Consider the following 20,386-nt stretch of genomic DNA (forward strand, 5'->3'; position numbering starts at 1 on the left):
TGTTTGCGTTCTCGCCCTCCTTTTAAAAAATTATACGATTATGAATAGAGATGAACTAATCGCCTCCGATTTTTTGAATTCTCTGAATGTAGGTATAGTTGAGTCAGAGCCCGATGGTAACGTTACTCCGGATTTTTTAATTGATAAAACCATTGCTGTTGAGGTCAGACGATTGAATATGAACTATGTTCTTTCGGATGATAAAATGGAAGGTTTTGAGAAAATTGTCACTGGTGCATGGAAACGCATGGATAGAATTTTAAAGACGCTAGGGCCATCGATTGCGGGAGAGTCATGGAACGTTGTTATGCAGTTCCGTAGACCTCTTGATTGGAAGAGTCTTGAACCTGTATTGATCGCTCAACTAAATCAGTTCAAGGTCACCGATCCTCGCGATGCAATCACTTTAAAATTCAGTGAAAAATTTGAGCTTGACCTCGTGCGCACACGTAGGAAGTCGGACCATTTTTTTACCTTAATGGGAAGTTCTAATATGGATGCCGGCGGTGCCGTCATGGAGTTAGTTGAACAGAATCTACGGCTTTGTGTGAAAGAAAAGGAGCGAAAGATTGCTTCGCATAGGCGCAAATACAGGGAATGGTGGCTCGTTCTAATCAACCGTGTTGATCTTCACATGGAGGCCGAGGACTATTGCAAATTTGGCTGCGGCTTGAATCCACCGATTGAGCATAGTTTTGAGAGAGTCATCCTTGTCGACCCGCGAGACTTGGAAAATTGGTTTGAACTGTAGGGACCAGTCCAGTGGCTCGCAGGCGTTGATGAACAGCCGCTTAAAGGCGTATGCCTCTGTTTGCGTCATTTGTTGAATAATGAGTCCCGGACAGAAAGACATCGTCCGGGCTGGGATGATAGTAGGGCTCCATTTCGAGATGGGTGTGAGTGACCAGCCGAAAGAGATTGCTCACTCGGTAGCGCCAGCTTTTTTTATTTTCCTACGGTAATAGTGCTTGTGCGTGGTGCTTGGGTTCGCATGAGCAGCAAAATCATACGCGTCGACGTTGCGTTGGTCGAACTTGGCCGTGATGGCGGCCGGCCGGATATCCTGCAGTGAAAAATACTGTGCGTGGTCTGCCAGCCTGTAGTCGGCCTCGTACTTCGCCACTTTCAGCCCCTTCTTGTACGCCAGAATGTATTCCAGCTCGGCGGCCCGCTTGCGAGCGAGTGCCGCCGCCTATGCATCGAACGACGCGATCCACTCGAACATGGCATCCTGCCATACTGACCCCATCCCCGACCGCGTATAGGTCTGGCCTTTTGAATTGGAGGACAGGAACTGGCGTGGCACCGAGTGCGTCTGCTCGGCAATGATGAATTTGGTGAGGTCGTTCAAGCGCCAGTCCGCGTTGGCAATGATGGTGCTGAACTGGTGTTCCTGGACGTTCTCAAGCTCGATAGTTTCCATTTCCATTTGCTCGCGTACGGCATTGGGGGCGATAGGTTGGAGCGCTGAGCTTGTGGCGGATCAGCGGCCTGGACGAGTGCTGGTGCCACTTGATGGGGAAACAGAGGTTTCAGTGATTACCACTCAAGCGGATCTGGAAAAAGCGGTCGCGGCCCATACTGGCCCTGCGCAGTGGAAGCGCCGAAATTTGATCGCATTGGAAAATAAGAAAACCCGTTGGAAAATGCAAAAAAGAGTTACAAGCCGAAACATGTAACCCTTTAATTTTCCTACGCATTCTGTGGGGTGGCTGATGGGGCTCGAACCCACGACAACAGGAATCACAATCCTGGACTCTACCAACTGAGCTACAGCCACCACTGTCTTACTTGCCTGTTTAGCTGTTTTGCTGAACAGGTGCCGAATTATACAAAGAACTCGGCAAAGTGGCAAATCTAAATGCAGTCTTTTTTAAAGAATCGAAAGATTGCATGAAAACGCCCGCTTTTGCTCGCACGGCTCACACGGACAGGTGCGCGACGGGCGGCTGCAAGTCCAGCAAACCGGCGAAGGCTTGCGCCAGGGATTCGACCTTGGCCGTCGTGTAACCTTGCAGCTGCGGCGCATCGTTGCCGGTGCGGCGCAGGCTGGCAGCGTCGAGCAGGCGGGCCAGCTGGCGCGCCACGGCGTCGCCCGTGTCGACCAGGGTAATCGTTTCCTGCGTATGTGCGCGTACCGTGCGTACGATGGCGTCCTGCACGAACGGGTAGTGGGTGCAGCCGAGCACGAGGGTATCGGCGCCCTGTTCCAGCATGGGCGCAATGTAGCGATCGAGCATGGCACTGGTGGCGTCCAGCGGATCGTTGCCCAGCTCGCACTGTTCGATGCGGTCGGCCAGGCCGATGCAGGGCTGCAAGATGAACGTGGCGCCCGTGGCGGCGCTCACCTGTTCGCGCAGGGCCAGCAGTTTGTCGCCGCGCAAGGCGCGTTCCGTGGCCAGCACGGCGATCTTGCCGTTGTGGCTGATGGCGGCTGCCGGTTTCAGGCCCGGCTCGACGCCGACGATGGGCAAGTCCGGATAGCGCGCGCGCAGCGCCTTGATGGCGGCGATGGTGGCCGTGTTGCACGCCACCACCAGTGCTTTCGCGCCTTGCTGCAATAAAAACGCGGTGATCGCCAGCGAACGGTCGATCACTTGCTGTTCCGTCTTGTCGCCATATGGGGCGTAGGCGGAATCGGCGAAGTAAATCAAATCTTCCTGCGGCAGCTGCGCGCGGATATGGCGCAGCACCGACAGGCCGCCCACGCCGGAGTCAAAAATGCCGATGGGTGCGTCTGGGCGGGCAGTGCTTGCAATAGAAGTCATATAAAACCGAAGAAGATAAAAAAACGCCGCGCTGTGTGCCGCGCGGCGTTCATGGTAGAGCTTGTTTAAGCAACCGTCACGGGAATCTTGCTGACGCTATTGAGTTGCTCGATCTTCGCCTGCCACTCTTTCGGGCCCGTGTTGTGCACCGACGTACCCTTCGCATCGACGGCCACCGTCACCGGCATGTCGACGACGTCGAATTCGTAGATCGCTTCCATGCCCATGTCGGCAAAGCCCAGCACCTTGGCGTGCTTGATGGCTTTCGATACCAGGTAGGCGGCGCCGCCCACGGCCATCAAATAGGCTGACTGGTGCTTCTGGATCGATTCGATGGCGACCGGGCCGCGTTCGGCCTTGCCGATCATGGCGATCAGGCCCGTCTTTTCCAGCATCATGTCGGTGAACTTGTCCATGCGCGTGGCGGTCGTCGGACCGGCCGGGCCGACGGCTTCGTCGCGCACAGGGTCGACGGGGCCGACGTAATAGATCACGCGGTTTTTAAAATCGACCGGCAACTCTTCGCCACGTGCCAGCATGTCCTGGATGCGTTTATGCGCGGCATCGCGGCCCGTCAGCATCTTGCCGTTCAACAGCAAGGTCTGGCCCGGCGTCCACGAAGCGACTTCTTCTTTCGTCAGGGTGTTCAGGTCGACGCGCTTGGATTTTTCCGTGTCCGGCGTCCAGTGCACTTCCGGCCACGACGACAGCGATGGCGGCGTCATGTAGGCCGGGCCGGAGCCGTCCAGCACGAAGTGGCCGTGGCGCGTGGCGGCGCAGTTCGGGATCATGGCGACAGGCTTCGACGCGGCGTGCGTCGGGTGCATCATGATTTTCACGTCGAGCACGGTCGTCAGGCCGCCCAGGCCTTGCGCGCCGATGCCCAGCGAGTTGATCTTGTCGCACAGTTCGATGCGCAGTTCTTCCAGCTTGTTTTGCGGGCCGCGCTGCTTCAGCTCAAACATGTCGATGTCTTCCATCAACACTTCTTTTGCCATCAGCATGGCTTTTTCGGCCGTGCCGCCGATGCCGATGCCCAGCATGCCGGGCGGGCACCAGCCGGCACCCATGGTCGGCACGGTCTTCATGACCCAGTCCACCAGCGAGTCGGATGGGTTCATCATGATCATCTTCGATTTGTTTTCCGAGCCGCCGCCCTTGGCCGCGACTTTCACGTCGACGGTATTGCCTTCGACCAGTTCCATGTGCACGACGGCCGGCGTGTTGTCCTTGGTGTTCTTGCGGTCGAAGTGCGGGTCGGCCACGATGGAGGCGCGCAGCTTGTTATCGTCGAAGTTGTACGCGCGGCGCACGCCTTCGTTGACGGCGTCGGTGACGGTGCCGCTGAAGCCCTCGAAGCGCACGCCCATGCCGATTTTCAGGAAGACGTTGACGATACCCGTGTCCTGGCAGATAGGACGCTTGCCTTCCGCGCACATGCGCGAGTTGGTCAGGATTTGCGCGATCGCATCTTTTGCCGCCGGGCTTTGCTCGGCCGCGTAGGCGCGCGCCAGGTGCTCGATGTAATCAGCAGGGTGGTAGTAGCTAATGTACTGCAACGCTGCGGCGACGGATTCGATCAGGTCTTCTTGCTTTATGACAGTCATGGTGTTCTCGCGGTGGATAAGAAGGGTAAGACTCTTGGTGAAAAGCCCATGGCGCCGCTGGCAGCCATGGGCTTCTGGTTTAGTGCGGACGGGCCTGGTTCTGGGTCACCGTCATGATGCGGTCCGTGTAGGCAATCGCCATCGCCGACAGGATGAAGACCATATGGATCACCGTTTGCGCGATGATCACTTCGATCTTGTACGAGTTGGCGTTGATAAAGGTCTTCAGCAGGTGGATGGACGAGATACCGATGATGGCCATCGCCAATTTCGTCTTCAGCACGGACGCATTCACATGCGACAGCCATTCCGGCTGGTCTGGGTGGTCGTCGAGGTGCATGCGCGACACAAACGTTTCGTAGCCGCCGATAATCACCATGATCAGCAGGTTGGAAATCATGACCACGTCGATCAGGCCTAATACCACCAGCATGATGGTCGCTTCATTGAGCTTGGTCGGCAGGGCGCCGCCCGGTACGGCCACGGCCGTCAAGACGTGCTGCAGGGCCGCGTCATTGCCGAACACGGCGCCGATCAGGTCGGACAGTTCCACCCAGAAATGGAAGACATACACGCATTGTGCGAGGATCAGGCCCAGATACAGCGGCAACTGCAGCCAGCGCGACATGAAGATGAAGGCGGATAGCGGATGCAGCTTGGTCTGTTCTTTGGACGGTGGTAGGTGGTCGATCATGTGGAGGTTTCCTGGGGGAGTAAATACCAATTTTTGGCATGCCCGATATTTTACACTTGCTACCGATCACTGCGCATGGCCTGGCTCTGGATTATTGCGTTTGATGAAATACCAAGTGGTATTGAAGCTTCGGCGCAGCCTGCATTTTCCCAGTGAAAATACTGTACAGCGTCCCCTTGACGCCCATCGCCTGTGGCGATTATGGTTAGAATTGATCGAGGAAAGCGCCGACTGTAAGGCGTCCGTAAGACAGCAGGAATATTGTGTTAGCAAACAATTACTACACTGGAGACTAGCATGGCCGGTACAGAGAACCAAGGGCAGGGCACACAGCAGCAGGGACCAGAAGAGTCGCGCATATTTGAACCGTCGGCAGCGTTTGCCGCGCAGGCAACAATTTCCGGAATGGACGCCTACCGCGCCATGGTGGCTGATGCCGAACGCGACTACGAAGGCTTCTGGGCCAAGCTGGCGCGCGAGAATCTGAGCTGGAAAAAGCCGTTCACCCGCACCCTGAACGAAGACAACGCCCCATTCTATAAATGGTTCGAGGACGGCCAGCTGAACGTGTCGTATAACTGCCTGGACCGCAACATCGAAAACGGCCTGGGCGACAAGACGGCCATCATCTTCGAAGCGGACGACGGCACCGTCACCAAGGCAACGTATAAAGAACTGCACGAAAAAGTCTGCAAGTTCGCCAACGGCCTGAAATCCAAGGGTATCGCCAAGGGCGATCGCGTCATCATCTATATGTCGATGTCCGTCGAAGGTGTGGCCGCCATGCAAGCCTGCGCGCGCATCGGCGCCACCCACTCCGTGGTCTTCGGCGGCTTCTCGGCGAAATCGCTGCAGGAACGCATCATCGACGCGGGCGCCGTGGCCGTCATTACGGGCGACGAGCAATTGCGCGGCGGCAAGAAGCTGCCTTTGAAATCCATCGTCGACGAAGCGTTGGCGCTGGGCGGCTGCGACTCCGTCAAAAACGTTATCGTATATAAACGCACGGGGAGCGACTTGCCGATGGTGGCCGGCCGCGACACGTGGCTGCACGACCTGGTCGAAGGCCAGAGCGCGCAATGCGAACCGGAATGGGTCGATGCCGAGCATCCGTTGTTTATTCTGTATACCTCCGGCTCGACCGGCACACCGAAGGGCGTGCAGCATTCGAGCGGCGGCTACCTGCTGTGGGCCGCGCTGACGATGAAGTGGAGTTTCGACATCAAGCCCGACGACGTGTTCTGGTGCACGGCCGACATCGGCTGGGTGACGGGCCACAGCTACATCGCGTACGGCCCGATGGCCGTGGGCGCCACGCAAGTGGTTTTCGAAGGCATCCCGACCTACCCGAACGCGGGCCGCTTCTGGGAAACCATCAAGAAACACAACGTCAGCATCTTCTACACGGCGCCGACGGCCATCCGTTCGCTGATCAAGGCGGCCGACGTGGACCCGAAAGTCCATCCAAGCAACTACGACCTGAGCAGCTTGCGCCTGCTGGGCACGGTCGGCGAGCCGATCAATCCGGAAGCGTGGATGTGGTACTACAAGCACATCGGCGCCGAGAAATGCCCGATCGTCGATACCTTCTGGCAAACGGAAACAGGCGGCCACATGATTACGCCATTGCCTGGCGCGACGCCGATGGTACCCGGTTCCTGCACCCTGCCATTGCCTGGCATCATGGCCGCCATCGTCGACGAAGCGGGCCAGGACGTGCCGAATGGCCAGGGCGGCATTCTGGTGGTGAAGCGCCCATGGCCATCGATGATCCGCACGATCTGGAACAACCCCGAGCGTTTCAAGTCCAGCTACTTCCCGGAAGAACTGGGCGGCAAGATGTACCTGGCAGGCGACGGCGCCATCCGCAACAAGGACACCGGCTACTTCACCATCACGGGCCGCATCGATGACGTCTTGAACGTGTCGGGCCACCGCATGGGCACGATGGAAATCGAATCGGCCCTGGTCGCCAACCCGCTGGTGGCCGAAGCCGCCGTGGTGGGGCGTCCGGACGACACGACAGGCGAGTCGATCTGCGCCTTCGTGGTGCTCAAGCAAGCGCGCCCGACAGGCGAGGAAGCGAAGAAGCTGGCCCTGGAGCTGCGCAACTGGGTCGGCAAGGAAATCGGCCCGATCGCCAAACCGAAGGAAATCCGTTTCGGCGACAACCTGCCAAAAACCCGCTCCGGCAAAATCATGCGCCGCCTGCTGCGCGTGCTGGCCAAGGGCGAGACGATCACGCAAGACGTCTCGACCTTGGAAAACCCGGCCATCCTGGAGCAGCTGAAGGAAGCGTCGTAACAGCCCTGGGTGCATGGGGGAGTCCCGGTTAGGTTGGCAATGACGGTGCGTCGTCGTTGCCGAGGGCCTGCCCCCAGCCTTTGCCGGGGTTGCACTTTTACCCCACGGTAAATAACTTTGGCAGTCCGTAGAATCTTTGCTATAATCTGCGGCTTCGCGACAAGCGAGAAATAGTACGCAATGCGAGCAAGTAGACGCATTGCCTGCAGGAGAGGTGGATGAGTGGTTGAAGTCGCACGCCTGGAAAGCGTGTATAGGTTCATAGCCTATCGGGGGTTCGAATCCCCCTCTCTCCGCCACAGATACAAATTGGCCAGTTCAAGCAAGTCCCAGAACGTCCACAAAAAACCGTTTTAGCCCGTGCTAAAGCGGTTTTTTTGTATTCTGGCGTCCAGTACTGTCCAGCTGCAGCCAGTCCAAATCAGGGCTGGATTACAGATGAGCTTACCCCATGTCTCGAACCAAGCCCTGATTCGCTGGTCTAAAGTGATTTCTGACGCATATGCTGAGGAGACCAGCCATGGCCAAGATTATCCCTCCCCTGACCGAACTCCAGGTCAAGAATGCCAAGCCCAGGCAAAAGTCATACAAGCTGTTCGATGGTGGTGGCCTGTACGTTGAAGTGATGCCCAGCGGCTCGCGGATCTGGCGTATGAAATTCCGTCAATCGAATGGCAAGGAAAATACGCTGACCTTCGGACCTTATCCGGAAATTTCGATCATGGTGGCGCGTGAAAAGCGCACGGAGGCGCGCCGCTTGCAGCTGCAGGGTATCGACCCTGGCAAGTACCGCGATGACGCCAGGCGGCTCGCCGCCGAAAAAGCATCCAATACCTTCGAGAAAATCGCCCGCGAGTGGTACGCAAACAAGGTGCCGACATGGAGCGAGCGCACTTCCAGGAACATGCTGCAGCGCCTGGAAGCCGATATTTTTCCAAGCATCGGCGACCGGCCGATCACGGAAATCCGGCACCGCGAACTGATTGCCACGCTGCGCAAGATCGAGGCGCGCGGTGCGACCGAGATTGCGCATCGCCTGAAAGCCGTCTGCTCGCAGATATTCAGCTACGCCATCCAGTGCGGCCTGGCCGACCGCAACCTGGTGGTGGACATGAAGGACGTCTTGAAGACCAAGCGCGCCTCGCACTACGCCGCCATCGACGCCGATGAATTGCCCGCCTTCCTGGACGCGCTGGCGCGCAACGAGGCGCGCATGTTCGAGCCGACGCGCATCGCGCTGCGCCTGATGCTCCTGGTTTTCGTGCGCACCAGCGAACTGATAGAAACGCCATGGAGCGAAGTCGATCTGGAGAAGGGCGAGTGGATCATTCCCTGGCAACGCATGAAGCGCGGCAAGCTGACCGTCAACCCCGACACGACCAATCACCACGTCTGCCTGTCGCGCCAGGCGCTGGCCTTGCTGCGCCAGCTGCACACCATCACGGGCCGCGGCACGTACCTGTTTCCAAACCAGCGCGACCACGATAAGCCGCTGAGCAACAACACGCTGCTGGTGGCGCTGGCCCGCATGGGCTACAAGGGCCGCATGACGGGCCACGGCTTCCGGGCGCTGGCAATGAGCACCATCAAGGAGCGCCTGGGCTACCGCCATGAAGTGGTGGACCGCCAGCTGGCGCACGCGCCCAAGGACAAGGTGGCCAGCGCCTACGACCGCGCCCAGTTCCTGTCGGAGCGCCGCAAGATGATGCAGGAGTGGGCCGACTACCTGGAGGCCGTGGAGCGCGGTGATACGCCGCAGCCAGGCCATCATGGATCGTTGGAACTGGTTTGGCCAGCGCCGCGTCGTTAAGGAGACAGCCATGCCAAGACGAATTGAACCTCTGACAGAGCAACAGCTGATACATGCGGAGCCTGGGGACAAACCATTCAGGTTATTCGACGGCTACGGCCTGTATGTTGAAGTCATGCCGACTGGCTCGAAGATCTGGCGCATGAAATTTCGGCAAAAGGACGGTAAGGAAAATGCCCTGACATTCGGCCACTACCCGGAGGTATCGCCAACGCTTGCTCGATGCCGCCGTGCAGTCGCACGCCAGATGCTGCATGACGGGCTGGACCCGCGTACAGAGTTCGACGCGGCCCACATGCGTTCACCGAAGCCCGTCAGGCGGCATTGCCTGCTTCCCGTTGCCATGGACGATAGAAAGGTGGAGCGCTGCGTAAGCCAGGTTGGCAGGCAAGCGCTGGAGCGGTTGCACGGCCTTGTATTCCCTGCGCTGAGCCGCGTCGAGGCCGATGAATCCGTGCGAAGCGACATGCAGGCGATGCTGGAGAAAATCCAGAAGGAGCGTAGCGTAGAGGTGATTGATTTGTTGTACGACTACTGTGCCGACATCGTCTTTGGCTGCCTTGGATCGGGCATCGATGAAGATGATTTGATCGAGGCCATGAGGGATGCCAGGGTGGCGCAGCGGCGGAAGTAGCCTACCTATCCGCAGGTGTCCTGCTATATTCTCGGGGTCATTTTGCTCCAGGTCCTTGGGTGCCTATGTGCCTGCTGGTTGATGAATTTTCGATTGCCGTGGATGCTGTGGTTGCTGGCCTGCTCGCCTCAATGCACGCTTGCATCCACCGTATCACTTCGCTTTTGAGCCAGGCGGAGGAGCGTCCCTGCAGCTTGACCGGGGCAGGGAAAGTGCCTTCCTTGATGCTCGCATAAACGCTGCTGCGCGACTTGCCGCAGGTTGCCAGCACTTCGCCCAAGCGGATGAAGCGCTCTTCGCCCATACGCGGTTCTACACGGTGCTTGTTCAGGTATTCGGCTGTCGCAGGTTTCATGGCGTCCCCCCTTCGTAAACCAAAAATGCCAGCGGCAACACCGGGGCGAATGGCATATGCGGCAGGCCTTGCCCTGCCACCGATTCGTCCTTCGCGGAAACGCGCTCGCAATCATTATTCCGAAAATACGTGTCCAGTATCGAATGCCGTAATGGCTGGCGCAACAAGAATTGGCCTGCCATGCCACTTAGATCAAGCCTGCCGCGCACTATGCGTGAGATCAAGGCTGGACACAGGAGCCGGTTCGTGGAAGCTTTAGCAGCTAAAAATTGGGCAATCGAGGGCGCATCCTTCATGCGATAGATGCATTGCCATCGACTGGATTTCATTGGCCCCTTTTACCGTACAGCCGCAACATGCGCATGCGATTGCTTGCATCCCGTGTCATCAATACCTTCCAGCAATCGTTTCGAACGACCTCCAGGGAAGTTGTTTTTCTGTCCGTGCAGACAGGCGCGGCCATTGGACGAGAAACGCGTTATTGCCGTGTAGCACTCGTACAGCAGACTATAAAAATTTGTTGCTGACATTGATCAAGGTCGGTACAGATGCATGTCAAATGTTCCCACTTGGACGCTGCCTATTACCGCTGATCAACCGTGCTACTTTCGGCATACATTCCTGCTAAATCTGCTCTCGTACCTGCAAAAAAATGGTTCGACCGAGGTACTACCCGGTGATTTAAGGGTTTCAGTCGCTGTACAGGGCGGAACTACCGTGCTAGTTTCGGCATACATTCCTGCTAAATTTGCTTTCGTACCTGTAAAAAAATGGTTTGGTCGAAGTTGTGTCCGACGATTTTTGTGGATTAGTCGCTGCGCGAAGCGGGGCAGGATAGGTGAAGTTAGCTAACCTGCGGTTAGCTAACTTCCCACCTGCTTATTCGCACTTCGTGCTCAACGGTTAAACGGGGATGTCTTTGTAGTTGCAGGCAGGGTTTGTTTTACGGCGAGAGGAAGTATCAAAATGAAGCTTGGCTGTGCCATTTAACATCTACTTTTAGTGCTCTAAAAATGGGGAGATTCAAACACCTCTCCGTGGTGAACATGATCGCCTAAATCAGTGTCCGGGTACATTAAACCACTACAACTTGTATGAAATACTAACCAAGGAAAAAACATGAAGCACTTGGACTCGTTTGCAGATAATCGCCTGATCGTTGGCTGCATTTATTGCGGTGGCATGGCAGAAACGCGAGAGCATGTCCCTTCAAAAGTATTTTTAGACGCCCCCTTGCCTGAGAATTTGCCTATCGTCGGTGCGTGCCGACCTTGTAATAACGGATTCTCGCTGGACGAAGAGTACGTTGCGTGTCTTGTAGAGGCAGTTATAGCAGGCTCAACTAGTCCAGATAAAATAAGACGCAGAAATATTGCTGATATTCTCAACCGCTCTCCAGCACTAAGGGCAAAACTGGATGCAGCCAAAACGATTAATAATGACCAAACCATATTTGCAATCGAACTGGCGCGCATCAATAGCGTGATTGTGAAGTTGGCGCGAGGGCATGCGGCATTTGAGTTGAGTCAGCCTTGCAGAGGTGATCCTACGTTGTTGTGGTGTCATCCGCTTGCAATGCTAAGCGATGAGCAAAGAGATGCGTTCGAGGAATGCGACATCGCTCCTTTATACGGTGAAATTGGATCTCGTGGCATGCAGCGCATGATGCTCTTGCAGTTCAATTGGTGTGAGATGGGAGAGCAACGAACCCAAGGTATGATGTTCAACGACTGGATTGAAGTGCAGGAGGATCGGTATCGCTACCACGCTGCAGATTATGGCGACATGGTTAGGATCAAACTGGTCCTCGGGGGGTACTTAGCGTGCCTTGCTGAGTGGAAAATGTAGTCTGACGAAGTTCTTACTGATGAAGTGGCGCTTTACCATGCGTCGAAATCGGTTATCCATGCTTACTGCCACTTAACACCTGCACTCTAACCTAAACCCTCACCTAAAAAAATTAACGAAAATAATTCTTATTTAATGTGTAATTTCTCGCCAGCCAGAAAGCCCCGCCACTGCAACAGAGGAGGTATCTAGCCAAAAACAATTTTGAAGAGATTTATGAGTGGATACGCTTTACGGGATTCGCTTCCGCTGAGGCGCTTGGCTGCAGGTCATTGCCGCTTCTGTTGTTCTAATCAGGTTTTCGACCGAGCATGCTTCTACTGCGCTCAATACCTTAGTCCGTTTCGAAATGGCGGACCTGATCCTCGTTCCCTTGTGACCCTCGTTCCCTTGCTTGTGGCGCTATCAGATACCGCAGAGTATGAGCCGTCGGGGAAAATGTTGGGATAACTCACTCATGGAACGGCTGTTCAGCAGCTTCAAAACGGAGAGGCTACCGTCAACTGGTTACATGACGGCACGAGAGGCACAACGGGAACCTGATGCACCGGTATAACTGAAAGGTCGGGGTCAGATCCGCCATTTGGACACGGGCTGATGCATTGAACACTGCAGAAGCCAGGTCAGTTAGAACAACGCACGCAGGTCCTCAGCACGCAATGCTGACGACAAAGACCTAAAGGCATCAACTGTAACCACAGCACCAATCCGTGTCCAAATGGCGGACCTGACCCTTGCTCCCCTCTGTGGGGGGGGGGCGGAAGACCTACTGGCTTGGCTCTTCCAAAAATAACCAAATAATAATATGCATTATGGGTAAATACTTTTAAATTAATATTTTAATATTTATTATGCGATATTATTTTTTGGAAATTCTATTGTGAAACTATTTTTTGCATACTTTCTTTCTTCAAAAATAATAGCTTTTGATGAAGGTTGTGGTGCCCCGGCCTTAATATATATTTTTGCATTGTTTAGTTCTAAAAGTTGTCGAATCAATCCCATTCCCAAGCCCGATCCAGCCCCGCCAAAGATTTTAGCCTGTACTCCAGAGTACCCTTCCTCGAATAGCAGATCCAATTCATCTGGTGAGATATGAAGACTTGTCATTTCGAAGGAAATTTTGTATTTATCAACTTCTGAGACGAAGCCGATCATAATATCGGTGTCTGGTTCCGCGTATTTCGCAGCGTTATCTAAAATGTGATAAATTGCTACTTGAAATGAATCGTAGTCAAAATTCAATTTTTGATTGCTTGCTGATATGTATACCTTTACATTTCTGTCTGCTAAGTCTTGAAAAAATAAAGTTACTACATTTAGAATAACCTTGTGAATTTCATGTTTTGCGACTCGCAAAACAGGGTTCGGATCATATAGTTTTCTGTAGACTGAGAATTCGCTTTTTGCAGACATTTCATTCTTAAGTAGTCTCAATATCGTCTCAGCCGCCGCCGATGGATCTATTTCAAGATACTCTTTAACTACCTTCTTTTGATTTCGAAAATTTTCTAAAAGTTTTTCTTGGGGGATTAGTGCATAAATTTCCTGTATTGAATGTCCGTTTAGTGATGTTAAATTGTGAAATAAGCGATTTACGCGTTCTGCTTCTTTCTTTGCAATTGCAGTTTTTACTTCATGAAAATGTGAAATCATTGACCTATATAGGTGTAAGGTTTTTTTGAAAACTTTTCCACTTTCAAGTAGGTTTAATTCATTGCTACATATGAAAATGCTACCATTAGTCGAAAGACTTAAACCTCTTCGTCTTTTTCCTTTTTCGCCACAAGAATTTGTTATTTCATTTTCAGAATTGCACAACTGTACACATGCACCACATTGAGGCGGCAAATTGGAAAATATTGTGTTGTTTTGAATATCTTTTAATAAAATATGTAAATTTTCCACTCCATCATCCTATTTCACACGAATACTCTTCGATTAGCCGTATAAATTCATATGGTTCTGAATTTTTTGGAAGCGAATAATCAACAGTTCTGAGAGCTTGATGAAAGCGTTCACCCGTTGTTTGTGCTGAGTAAATTATGACTTTCTTCATTGGGTATTTTTTCTTTATAGCTAGCGCTAAGCCAAGCCCTTCATCGGAAAATCCCAAGGCTTTTCCAACACCTTGGATGTCTATGAAAAGAATGTTCGAATCGTTTACATCAAAGCAATCTAATGCAGGAATGTCTTTTAATATCTTTGTGTTTTTCCAGCCTGCGGTTTTTAGTATACTTACAACCTGAAATTTTATGTCGTCGTCTATAAATAATATCCTAGTATTTTTTTTAAATGGATTTTCATTTTCCAAATTTTCTGGTTGGCCTATTTTTTTTTCATTGTTTTTTTCTGGGGTGACGTTGTTAGAGATCGTATTATTTATTGTGATTGGCGATGGCTCTATTTTTTCTTGTCTGGGTTTTTTAACAAATCCCCAAAGCGTAATCGCGATTGCCACGCCAAAACCGCTAAAGATCCACTCAACATTTGTTTGTAGCCATGTAAACATTTTTTCCTCTTGGACGTTGACATTGAAATCGTCAAATTATTAAAATGCTCATGGTACGGCAAAAATTTCTGGAATGCAATTCAAGTTGATCAATTTGAAAGTAACGTGTAAGAATTTATGACCTCCCAGAAGCAGGTTTGGCTATGCCATGTGAGTACAACCTTAGCTATTTATCGAGTGCTTTTACCTAACAATACCTGCTCAATTTCATTTTCTGCTACGTTATTCAGATGCCGTTTTCGCATGAAACCTTGCCACTTTGAATGATTGACCCGTCTCGCGGCCCGCTTCTGCGGACACGGACCTATCATACGAAATAACCCGTTCCCGCTCAAACCTTATCCCATCTCAATCCGCCACAGTTTTCCACATGTATCGTAAGCCTCTCCCGCCAATCCAGGAGGGTCCCATGCCCTACACCTACGCCAAAGTCGCCGACCTGGAAAAAACCTCCATGGTTAGCAATCATTAATGCGTTGCGCTGATCCGCCATTACGCGGGCGCCCCAGCCACATTTGCCTGGAAGCAGGGCGAGGCAGTGCTGGGTAACCGTTTGCTGCGCAAGGGCACGGCCATTGCCACGTTTATCAACGGGAAGTACGCGAATCATCAGCAAGGCAATCACGCGGCGTTGTATATGGGACAGACGCTGGACGGGATCATTGTCATGGATCATTGGTCGCAGGCCGGGGTCAGGTCCGCCATTTGGACAGGGGCTGATACATTGAGCACTGCAGAAGCCGGGTCAGTTAGAACAACGAACGCACTTCCTCGGCACGCGATGCTGCCGACAAGGACCTAAGGGCTTTTACTGCAACCACAGCACCAATCCGTGTCCAAATGGCGGACTTGACCTCACGCGCGTTGCGTGAAAGATGCTCCTTGGGTACCCCAGGGCGGAATCGAACCACCGACACAAGGATTTTCAAGCCGGGACTTGTTGTTGCACCAAAATCATTCATCCCGCTGCGCCAAGACGCCGCTAGCGCAGAAAATAGATTGCGACAGGAGTTGCCATCACCCATATAGCCAGTAGAGCGGTGCGCATATTGAGGCGTGAGCGCAGGCTGGCGATTGATTGCTCAGCCTGCGAACCAGCTTGATTAGATGCGGTTCTAAGGTGTTCCAGCTCCTCTTGCTGTGCCGCGATGTGCTGCTGAAGGGCCTTGATTTCTTGCTGCCGCGATTGCGAAGACTGTTCCAAGTATTCCAGCAAGTTGGCAAAGGTGGTTTGTTGGGCATGCTGATCCTGGAGCCGTAGCTTCAATTCCTGGGTTTCTGCTAGAGTCCGAGAGTCCGCATGAACCAGCCCTTTGCCGAGCGCTTCGAGTTCGAGCTGCTGTGCAAGGGACTGTTTCTGAAGGCTCGACAGGTCTGCTTGCTGCCGCTCGGATTCTTGCTGTAATGTGCCGACCGTTTCGGCAAGAGTATGGTAAAGGTCTACCTGCTCTTTGACAGCCTGCCCTAGATCATCGGTCTGATCCAGCAAGAGGCTGATTTTGGTATCGTGCCCGCCGAGCGTTCTCCCCATCTGATCTTGCTTTCGGAGCAAATCCTCCTGCTCCTTCAATTGCTTGATGACGGATAGTACTTCAGTGCGTGCCAGCTCGGACAACTCCTCCTCAGAAGCGCTGCGCAGGCGCATTTCCAGTTCCCGCACCACGGTGCGGTTGGCGGCGATGTTGCTTACCCCCAAGGTAAAGAGATATTTGGTGACATCGGCAAGCCGTTTTTGCATTTCAAAAGACAGCTTCTGAGCCTTAGTGCCCGATGTGACTGCGTCAGCCAGTGCAATACCCGCCTGCTGAAGCCCCTCAATGGCGGCTTTTTTCTTGTCGGTAAAAAAACCTCGGTCTGCTGATTGCTCGCGTGCTTTTTTCGCACTGGTCTCGGCGAGTTCCGCATCGGCGAGCGCTTTTTTCACTCCCTCATCCAGTTCATTGAGTTTCCCGATCTGGGCCTGAATGAGTTCAGGCAGCCTGTTGTCGTCGCGCTGTATTTCCGGATAAGCAGTCATATTAATTAGCCCCATTTAAGGAGCTGGTGAATGTCGTCAATAAGTCCAGGGTTGTTGGCTTCAATGCCGGTTCGCATCGTCCCGATCCGCTGCAGGGACGAGCGATTCTCTTTCCATGCACGTGCAAAGATGTCCATGGACTGGGACATGATTTGTTCGGCCTCCCGTAGGCAGGTTTCGGTGTGCGTAGCGGTTTGCCACATGTCGGCCTGCAGATAGGCGACCTTGGCATTGGCCCAGTGCAGTTGCTGGCTCAGCACCGCGATGCGCTCATCACGTGCCCGGCTCCTTTGTGCGCCCATCGATACGTCGGAGTACACCGCGACCGTAAAGCGGCCAATCCCCACGAAGTTCACGCGCAGTAGCAGCTGTGCGCCAAATTGTCCCCAGTTGCCGCCAGATTTCAGTGCGGCGCGAATGGCCGCATCAGCAAGGTCCACGGCCGTAAAGGTACCGGTGGCGATAGTGAGCATCCGTGCGATGGTGCGATTTTTCCAAGGCAGCGTCTTTTTCCATTCGATGTCCTGGAACGATTTTTTGGCTTTTACCTCCGTCACCAGGCGGCTAATGAAATAAAAGGCACGTACCAGCACTTCGTTGATCAACACAGGCACTGCCTGGCGTTTTACTTCGTGCAAGACGGCCAATTCAGCGCGCAGATCGAATCGCTCGTTTACAAAAATCTCCTTAAGTTTTTTTGGCAGGCCCGTCTTGTCCAAGCTTGGAATGGTTGAGAGCTCCTTGAGCAAAGACACCATAGGTCCGGGGATGCCCATGCCTGCGCCGGCCGTCTTGTTGCTGCCAGACATATCGCTGACAAGGTGAAAAAACCAGTTGACTGTGCCGCAAAAGATCTTCGAGGGAATGTCAGAGCCGATCAGTTTCAACCCATTTTCATCAATGTCGATGGGCAGGAAGGTGCCCTCACTATTTTGGAAATATCCTGTCTTGGTAAACTGTGTCAGGATAGAAAAGAACAGGCCGATTGGCGTCGGATGGTGAGCCAAGTCATCAAGGTGATGACTTCTGGCCGAGATTTTTGCGTTTTGGTTTTTCCAGATGTTGTCGGTTGGGAGCGGAAACTTCTTTTCCAAGAATTCGATGGCGCCATCCAGGCGTTCGCCTTTGTAGCCTTGCGCCTTGGCACTCTTCATGACGAAGTCGTTAACCGCATGATTACTCCAGGCTTTGCCACGCTCGAAGCTGAATTCGCCTACCCAAAACACATCTATCAGTCCCGCCAGCAAGCCGCTTCCAACGGCCACCCTGTTATCAATGTGGTCTGCATGGTTGGTCAGGCGGTCAATCTGCTGGTCCAGCTCATCGATCCGATCTTGTGTGGACTGCATCTCACGTTGAACGTGGTTCAAGCCAGCGAGAATGTCGTCGGATGCTGATCGCCCAGAAGACGGCGCGGTCGCGCAGAAATCGAATACGACCTCAATGCTGTCATCAACGACCTTGAAGGCGGGAAGATCCAGTCGGAGTTCGTTCGATTCGTGAAGCATGCGGCACCTGTGTTGTTGAGCGTAGGCTTTTCGTTTGCGCTACCGCCCGCGATGCCGTTCTACCTGGAAATACAATTGTATTGCATCAACATCCGGAGCAGAGAATATACTTTTGCAGCCACAAAACTTTTGCAGCCACCAAACGTTCCGATGGCCTGCGTCTGCGTGCGTATTCCGCTGAAACTGGACAGCTGTTAAAGGCCAAGCTGGACACTTGGGACGTGGCGGCGCGGGGGAATGGTGTGGTCTTACACCTGAGGGGATTGTCAAACTGGTCAACGCAGAACAAATGGATGCATGGGCATCTCGGTCATTTGTGGGCAGCACGATGACGAGGCGCTGGACACTCCGGACGATTGGATGATTCTGGCGGTTTCGCGGAGGGGAGTGTGGTGGGACGCTGGTCGGAAATAGACCGGACGCAAGGACTTTCTACTCTACAAACAAAAACGCCAACCGGTGATGGTTGGCGTTTCGTGAGGCATATTCTTGGTGGTCCGGGGCGGAATCGAACCACCGACACAAGGATTTTCAATCCTTAGCTCGAATGGATATTTTTTGTTGCATTAATTCGTGGTGTAGGTAGGAAACTTTTTGGTAAGGGCATCGTTGGGGGTATTCTTTAATCTACCATCTGTCGAAATCAGCAGTCCATGCGCTTTGCCAGATATGATTCGAATCCCCCTCTCGCAAAAAACCACCTTCGGGTGGCCTTTTGCTTTTGTGCGTGGCGAAGAGAAGCAGGGCGCCTGCGTGCCCTGCGCGGGGATTTGAAGGGCCGGGCCTACCGGGTCCGGCCGTTTCCGAAACCAACTGCGCGGCAGCTTCGCGCGCCTGCGGCGCGCGTTCGTGGTTCTAATCAGGTTTCGACTGAGTAAGCTTCTACAGCGCCCGATGCATCAGTCCATGTCCAAATGGCTGAGCTGACTCTGGCGCCCCTGTTAAAACTCCTGAAGCACCAGTGCGTGCCGACCCTGACCCCAGCGCCCAGCCGACCCCAGCGCCTCTGGGGAGTATGTGTATGCGCTCAATCAGTCAGCAGGCTTTTTCGGAGGCGCTTCAATGTCTCCGTAAAGACATCCGTTCGGTCAAAAGCACGGGCCAAAACCAAGGCACCCTGGATACTGCCAACCACTTCTTCGGCGAGAGCTTGGGCTTCTTGTGGCTTGCGTCCAGTCCGTTCCAGCGCAGCTGCAAGCGCGTCGATCCAGGCAGCGAAGTAATCGCGGATTCTGTCGGCAAAGCGATCGCGCTCATTTCCAAGTGCGAATACGCCAACGAGACAGACACGGCGGCCAGAGAGGAAGTAACGACCCACATCGTCGAACATGGCCGTGATGCCTTCTACGGCATCTGAACGTTCATTCAGCGATTCGAAGACATTCCGCTTGAACCAGTCATCAACATGAGCAAGCACGGCCTCAGCCATTTCCTCTTTGCCGCCCGGGAAAAAGTGATAGATGCTACTCTTCCCTAGTTTCGTACCTTCGGTAATACGAGCCAGGCTCGCTCCTTCGAAACCATAGGTGCGGAACACTTCCGCCAGCATCGGGATGACATCTTCCCGCTCCGCAATTACTCTAGCCATTAATCTTCCTTAGAACCCGAAATCGCTCAGGCTTGCATAGTCAGCCGGGCGTGGGCCACTATTGTCCCACAGGAACTTGCGCTCCTCAGGCTTGATCGGATGTTCATTGATGCAAGCATGACGGTGATGCATCAGACCATGTTCATCGAACTCCCAGTTTTCGTTGCCATAGGCACGATACCACTGACCAGAATCATCATGGTATTCATAGGCGAAACGTACGCCGATACGTGCACCATCGAAGGCCCACAACTCTTTGATCAGACGGTAGTCCAACTCGCGCGTCCACTTGCGCTTCAGCAGCGCGATGATGGCTTCGCGGCCTTGAACGAACTCGGCGCGATTGCGCCACCAGCTATCTTCGGTGTAGGCGAGGGCGACTTTCTCTGCATCGCGAGTATTCCAGCCATTTTCGGCAAGGCGGACTTTCTCAATTGCTGTTTCGCGGGTGAAAGGTGGCAGTGGTGGACGGATAGACATGGTAATTTTTCCTTTAGTGTACTGATCGGAACACAATGTACCGATCAGTACAGAGACTTTAGTCCAGTCCCCCGCACATTGCAAGCGATTTTTTAGGGAAAAGTGGGGCTTACACCGGCCACTACAGGCGATCGTGTTTTTGGCCATGTTGGCAAGAGAAACCTTGCATGTTCCTCTGCGGTGGTGTGTTTGCTTGCGAGGGCGGGGGTCAGGTCCGCCATTTGGACACGGGCTGATACATTGAACACTGCAGAGGCCGGC

18 protein-coding genes, 2 tRNA genes and 1 pseudogene are annotated in these 20,386 nt (G+C 53.7%); 8 read left to right on the plus strand and 13 right to left on the minus strand.

Translation table 11 applies throughout. From position 1 onward, the window contains the following. Positions 1 to 40 precede the first annotated feature (40 nt). Positions 41 to 751: a hypothetical protein gene (locus CBW66_RS18925; RefSeq protein WP_086137575.1), complete on the plus strand. Its 711-nt coding sequence runs from the start codon at positions 41 to 43 to the stop codon at positions 749 to 751. A gap of 171 nt (positions 752 to 922) precedes the next feature. Here CBW66_RS18925 and CBW66_RS18930 read toward each other — a convergent pair whose 3' ends face one another. The 6 genes from CBW66_RS18930 to CBW66_RS18955 all read right to left on the minus strand — a co-directional run bounded on the left by CBW66_RS18930 (position 923) and on the right by CBW66_RS18955 (position 5,069). Beyond that, complete coding sequence (locus CBW66_RS18930) at positions 923 to 1,123, minus strand: hypothetical protein (protein ID WP_086137576.1); 201 nt, start codon at positions 1,121 to 1,123, stop codon at positions 923 to 925. 69 nt (positions 1,124 to 1,192) lie between these two features. Then, entirely contained in the window at positions 1,193 to 1,423 is a 231-nt protein-coding gene (locus CBW66_RS18935) for a hypothetical protein (RefSeq protein WP_086137577.1), read from the minus strand. Positions 1,424 to 1,704: 281 nt separating this feature from the next. Continuing rightward, positions 1,705 to 1,780 (minus strand) — tRNA-His (locus tag CBW66_RS18940). A gap of 142 nt (positions 1,781 to 1,922) precedes the next feature. Next, entirely contained in the window at positions 1,923 to 2,768 is an 846-nt protein-coding gene (gene murI / locus CBW66_RS18945) for a glutamate racemase (protein ID WP_086137578.1), read from the minus strand. 65 nt (positions 2,769 to 2,833) lie between these two features. Beyond that, positions 2,834 to 4,375, minus strand: a complete 1,542-nt coding sequence (locus CBW66_RS18950; protein WP_070218188.1) for a fumarate hydratase — start codon at positions 4,373 to 4,375, stop codon at positions 2,834 to 2,836. Between the two features lie 79 nt (positions 4,376 to 4,454). Next, positions 4,455 to 5,069 carry a YqhA family protein gene (locus CBW66_RS18955; RefSeq protein WP_086137579.1) on the minus strand — a complete coding sequence of 205 codons (615 nt, stop codon included), beginning with the start codon at positions 5,067 to 5,069 and terminating at the stop codon, positions 4,455 to 4,457. 297 nt (positions 5,070 to 5,366) lie between these two features. Between CBW66_RS18955 and acs the strand changes: the two genes are divergently transcribed. From acs to CBW66_RS18975, 4 genes are all read left to right on the plus strand, one after another. Continuing rightward, entirely contained in the window at positions 5,367 to 7,373 is a 2,007-nt protein-coding gene (gene acs / locus CBW66_RS18960; RefSeq protein ID WP_086137580.1) for an acetate--CoA ligase, read from the plus strand. Positions 7,374 to 7,581: 208 nt separating this feature from the next. Then, positions 7,582 to 7,672 (plus strand) — tRNA-Ser (locus CBW66_RS18965). 221 nt (positions 7,673 to 7,893) lie between these two features. Next, entirely contained in the window at positions 7,894 to 9,183 is a 1,290-nt protein-coding gene (locus CBW66_RS18970; RefSeq protein WP_086137581.1) for an integrase arm-type DNA-binding domain-containing protein, read from the plus strand. Between the two features lie 10 nt (positions 9,184 to 9,193). Next, positions 9,194 to 9,817: a DUF4102 domain-containing protein gene (locus CBW66_RS18975; protein WP_086137582.1), complete on the plus strand. Its 624-nt coding sequence runs from the start codon at positions 9,194 to 9,196 to the stop codon at positions 9,815 to 9,817. Positions 9,818 to 9,854: 37 nt separating this feature from the next. Here CBW66_RS18975 and CBW66_RS18980 read toward each other — a convergent pair whose 3' ends face one another. Next, on the minus strand, positions 9,855 to 10,172 hold the full coding sequence (locus tag CBW66_RS18980; RefSeq protein ID WP_205701147.1) for an AlpA family transcriptional regulator: 318 nt from the start codon (positions 10,170 to 10,172) through the stop codon (positions 9,855 to 9,857). Positions 10,173 to 11,291: 1,119 nt separating this feature from the next. Here CBW66_RS18980 and CBW66_RS28625 point away from each other — a divergent pair. Then, the gene (locus CBW66_RS28625; RefSeq protein WP_139841602.1) at positions 11,292 to 12,020 is read left to right on the plus strand and encodes a hypothetical protein; all 729 of its coding nucleotides are present in this window, start codon (positions 11,292 to 11,294) and stop codon (positions 12,018 to 12,020) included. A gap of 394 nt (positions 12,021 to 12,414) precedes the next feature. After that, positions 12,415 to 12,558, plus strand: a pseudogene (locus CBW66_RS28630) (integrase core domain-containing protein); the annotation flags it as partial. A 311-nt stretch (positions 12,559 to 12,869) separates the two neighbouring features. Here the strand turns inward: CBW66_RS28630 and CBW66_RS18990 are convergent. Next, on the minus strand, positions 12,870 to 13,928 hold the full coding sequence (locus CBW66_RS18990) for an ATP-binding protein (protein ID WP_139841603.1): 1,059 nt from the start codon (positions 13,926 to 13,928) through the stop codon (positions 12,870 to 12,872). A 4-nt stretch (positions 13,929 to 13,932) separates the two neighbouring features. Beyond that, a complete protein-coding gene (locus CBW66_RS18995; RefSeq protein WP_086137586.1) occupies positions 13,933 to 14,532 on the minus strand; it encodes a hypothetical protein in 600 nt (199 codons plus the stop codon). 484 nt (positions 14,533 to 15,016) lie between these two features. Here CBW66_RS18995 and CBW66_RS19000 point away from each other — a divergent pair, with 484 nt between their 5' ends. Next, positions 15,017 to 15,334, plus strand: coding sequence for a BPSL0067 family protein (locus CBW66_RS19000; protein ID WP_230492035.1), 318 nt, complete (start codon positions 15,017 to 15,019; stop codon positions 15,332 to 15,334). 180 nt (positions 15,335 to 15,514) lie between these two features. Here CBW66_RS19000 and CBW66_RS19005 read toward each other — a convergent pair whose 3' ends face one another. The 4 genes from CBW66_RS19005 to CBW66_RS19020 all read right to left on the minus strand — a co-directional run bounded on the left by CBW66_RS19005 (position 15,515) and on the right by CBW66_RS19020 (position 20,125). Further along, entirely contained in the window at positions 15,515 to 16,549 is a 1,035-nt protein-coding gene (locus CBW66_RS19005) for a hypothetical protein (protein ID WP_139841604.1), read from the minus strand. Between the two features lie 5 nt (positions 16,550 to 16,554). Beyond that, on the minus strand, positions 16,555 to 18,057 hold the full coding sequence (locus CBW66_RS19010; protein WP_205701148.1) for a hypothetical protein: 1,503 nt from the start codon (positions 18,055 to 18,057) through the stop codon (positions 16,555 to 16,557). A gap of 1,027 nt (positions 18,058 to 19,084) precedes the next feature. Continuing rightward, positions 19,085 to 19,645: a TetR/AcrR family transcriptional regulator gene (locus tag CBW66_RS19015; protein WP_086137589.1), complete on the minus strand. Its 561-nt coding sequence runs from the start codon at positions 19,643 to 19,645 to the stop codon at positions 19,085 to 19,087. Between the two features lie 9 nt (positions 19,646 to 19,654). After that, positions 19,655 to 20,125, minus strand: coding sequence for a nuclear transport factor 2 family protein (locus CBW66_RS19020; RefSeq protein ID WP_170932909.1), 471 nt, complete (start codon positions 20,123 to 20,125; stop codon positions 19,655 to 19,657). Positions 20,126 to 20,386 lie beyond the last annotated feature (261 nt).

The sequence above is a fragment of the Janthinobacterium sp. GW456P genome, from assembly GCF_002127655.1.
GTDB lineage: Bacteria > Pseudomonadota > Gammaproteobacteria > Burkholderiales > Burkholderiaceae_D > Janthinobacterium.